The organism is Frankia sp. CeCAU1, assembly GCF_977971845.1.
In genome coordinates, this window is the sequence record NZ_CDWWXA010000136.1 from 9,619 (window position 1) to 12,718 (window position 3,100).

Annotated in this window: 5 protein-coding genes; 1 reads left to right on the plus strand and 4 read right to left on the minus strand. The window is 73.0% G+C overall.

What is annotated here, in order from left to right:
* Window positions 1-212: hypothetical protein (locus AC08OO_RS19250; protein ID WP_476618843.1), on the minus strand; the 212-nt coding region annotated here is incomplete at its 3' end.
* Between AC08OO_RS19250 and AC08OO_RS19255 the strand changes: the two genes are divergently transcribed.
* The gene (locus AC08OO_RS19255) at window positions 177-389 is read left to right on the plus strand and encodes an alcohol dehydrogenase catalytic domain-containing protein (protein WP_476618847.1); all 213 of its coding nucleotides are present in this window, start codon (window positions 177-179) and stop codon (window positions 387-389) included. The two genes, AC08OO_RS19250 and AC08OO_RS19255, sit on opposite strands and share 36 nt — an antisense overlap.
* A gap of 28 nt (window positions 390-417) precedes the next feature.
* On the opposite strand, the gene AC08OO_RS19260 is transcribed toward AC08OO_RS19255, so the two are convergent.
* The 3 genes from AC08OO_RS19260 to AC08OO_RS19270 form a co-directional block, all read right to left on the minus strand.
* Complete coding sequence (locus AC08OO_RS19260) at window positions 418-957, minus strand: pyridoxamine 5'-phosphate oxidase family protein (RefSeq protein WP_476618844.1); 540 nt, start codon at window positions 955-957, stop codon at window positions 418-420.
* A gap of 199 nt (window positions 958-1,156) precedes the next feature.
* Window positions 1,157-1,912: a GNAT family N-acetyltransferase gene (locus AC08OO_RS19265; protein ID WP_476618845.1), complete on the minus strand. Its 756-nt coding sequence runs from the start codon at window positions 1,910-1,912 to the stop codon at window positions 1,157-1,159.
* On the minus strand, window positions 1,909-2,826 hold the full coding sequence (locus AC08OO_RS19270) for an NADP-dependent oxidoreductase (protein WP_476618846.1): 918 nt from the start codon (window positions 2,824-2,826) through the stop codon (window positions 1,909-1,911). The genes AC08OO_RS19265 and AC08OO_RS19270 overlap by 4 nt, the downstream gene beginning before the upstream one ends.
* Window positions 2,827-3,100 lie beyond the last annotated feature (274 nt).

Genomic DNA, 3,100 nt, shown 5'->3' on the forward strand with positions numbered 1-3,100 from the left:
CGACCCGACCCGACCCGAGCCCGCCGGCCCGAGTCAGCCCGCCGCCCTCCTCGATCATGCGTGCAGCCGTGTAGCGAGGTCGCGAGGACGTCAAGGTCGAGGAGGTCCCCGAACCGGGGTGCCGGCCGGGGCACGTCAAACTTCGCGTCGCCCACAGCGGGATCTGTGGCACCGACCTGCACGAGCACTACGCCGGCCCCATCCTCTTCCACGCCGAGCCGTATCCGCTGACCGGCCTGTCGATCCCCCTCGTCCTGGGACACGAGCTAGGCGGCACCGTGGTCGACGTGGGCGATGGTGTCGCTTCGGTCGCCGTGGGCGACCGGGCAGCGCGCGGTGACGTTACCGGGCGGTCGGTGGTGATCGACGATGGTCCCGTGATGCGCTGAAACGCGGGTTTCCGCTCGAGCCGGCGGGTCAGGAGTGGATGACGGCCCGGCCGGTCATCGACTCGGGCAGGATCCGTACCCAGTGCGGATGCTCGATGCGGTCCGCCCAGGGCTTGAGTCCCGTCTGCTCGAGCCTGGCCAGCGTGCCCGGGTCGGTGACGGGCACGGCCTTCCCGTTGATCAGAACGCTCCAGCCGCTGCGGGATGCCGGATCGCGCCCGTCGACCTCGAAGCCAACCGCGCCCTCCTCGATCGCGGCGGTCAGCTTCGAGCCCACGGCCGTCCGGAAGGCCACCGCCTCCCCGTCCATCACGTAGTTCACCGGCAGCACGAGGACCTCCCCATCCGCCCGGAACGCCACCCGGCCGAGCTGCTCGTTCCCGAGCAGCCACAGGCAGGTTGCGGGGGACAGCACCCCGCCACCGGCATGGTCGAAGGCGAACGCCACCCTGATGCTGGTCCCGCTGGTCCGGGTCGGTGTCTGCGTCGTGGGCATGGCCAGCTCGGTCCGATCGGTCGGTGAAGCCACGGTGACGAGCGCCGGCGCGCCCGCGTTCGGCGGGGTCATCGCGTCATCCCCCTCGTTCTGGGTAGTCGACGTACCTCCACTTCTGGACGGTAGTCGGACGGGGCGGCCGCGGGCAGGGCCGGTCGTCACGTCGGCGCGGGTCGTCCGACCGGGGGATGGCCTGCCGGTGGTCCGCACCGGTCCGCGGGGAAGGCGTTCGCCGGCCGGCCGGGACGGTGGTTACGCGGCCGGGCGGTGGTTACGCGGCCGGCTCGATGTCCGGTATCCGCGCGGCGCGGAACGTCACCTCACGCCGCAGCCGGAACCCGAGCGACTCGTAGAGCCGGATCGCGTTCGTGTTGGTCGCCGCGGCGTGCAGGAACGGTGTCTCCCCGCGGGCCCGGATGCCCGCGGCGACCGCGCGGACGAGCCGGGTCGCGAGGCCCTGGCCCCGGTGGTCCGCGTCCGTGCAGACGGCGCTGATCTCGGTCCAGCCGGGCGGGTGCAGCCGTTCCCCGGCCATCGCCACCAGCGTGCCATCCCGCCGGATGCCGAGGTACGTGCCGAGCTCGATCGTGCGGGGCAGGAACGGCCCGGGTTTGGTGCGTTCGGCCAGCGTGAGCATCTCCGGCACGTCCGCGGTCCCCAGCCGCACGGCCTCCTCGTCCGGGAGCGCGTCGACCCCCTCGTCTACGAGCTGCGCGCCGTCGAAGCTCGCATCCCCCCAGCCGGGCGGCGGGGAAGCGTCGATGCCGGTGAACGGCGCGATCGCGCCCGGGCCGAGCAGCGCCGCGACGTTGCGCCAGGTGCTCTCGTCGGGCACGTCCGGCAGGGCGACGAACGGTGACACGCCGACCGGGTAGCGCAGCACGTCACCGACCCGCTCGGCGAAATGCGCGTGCGGACCCAGGAGGGAGGAACGGACGGGGTTGTTCAGCACATGCTGGCCGGTCGCGTGCCGCCCGGGGGTGTGTCGATCGGGGGCGTGCTGTCGGGGAACGGCAAGCTCGGTCACGCGGCGACCTTGATCACGATCTTGCCGCGGGCGTGGCCGTTCTCCACCGCGCGCAGCGCCGCCGGGGCCTGGTCCAGCGGGAAGGTCGCGGTCACGAGTGGGTCCAGCGCGCCGTCCACGACCAGCTGGGCGACCGCGTCGAGCACGCGGCTGTCCCGGGCCCGCTGGACCGTCGTCCCGCCGTACCGGTCGCTCGCCCCGGACAAGGCCGTGACGAGCTTCGACCGGTCCGCGAGGACCTCGACGACGTCGTCCAGCGTCTCGCCCCCGACGAGATCGTAGATTCCGTCGACCCCCCGGGGCGCGGCGGCCCGCACCCGGTCCGCGACATCGGGGCCCGGCTCGACGTGCGCCACACCGAGGGCCTCGACGAAGTCCTTCTTGCCGGCGCTCGCGGTGCCGACGACCGTCAGGCCCGCATGCCGGGCGATCTGCGCGGCGGCCACTCCCACGCCGCCACCCACACCGATGATCAGCAGGGTGGCGCCGGGCGGCAGGGCCAGCTGGTGCACGCCGTCGTAGGCGGTCGCCGCCGCGACCGGAAGCGCCGCCGCGGCCACGAAGGACACCGCGGCCGGCTTGCGCGCGCTCTCCCTGGCGGTCAGCACCGTGTACTCGGCGTAGCCACCGCCCGGCGCGCTGCCGAACACCTCGTCGCCGACGGCGAATCCGTTGACGTCCGGGCCCACCTGCGTCACCACGCCGGAGGCCTCCACTCCGAGCACGACCGGAAACACGGCAGGCGGGGCTGCCGGCAGCCGCAGGCCGCCCCGCAGCTTCCAGTCCACGGGGTTGACCCCGGCGGCGCGTACCGCGATCGTGAGCTGACCCGGCCCGGCCACCGGGATCGGGAGGTCAGCGAACGCCTCCACCTCCGGACCGCCGTGGTCGTTGTAGACGTAAGCCTTCGGCACCACAACCACCGTTCCCTTCGCCGTTTCCCCTGGCCGTCCCGCCGCGGCTGTCCCACCGCGTCGAGACCTCCGCGATGTCCGCGATGTCCGCGGCAGGCGTCAACGCCGACCGCGATCACCTACAACACCGGGCCGGGCCGTCACCTTCCGGCGGTGGCCGGCAGCGGGACGGCGGCGGCCACCGCCGAGGTCAGGCCGATAGTCAAATTCTGGTTCTGTTCGACGTCGAAGAAGGGCCGAAGAAGATCGAAGAAGATCGAAGGAGGCCAGGGGG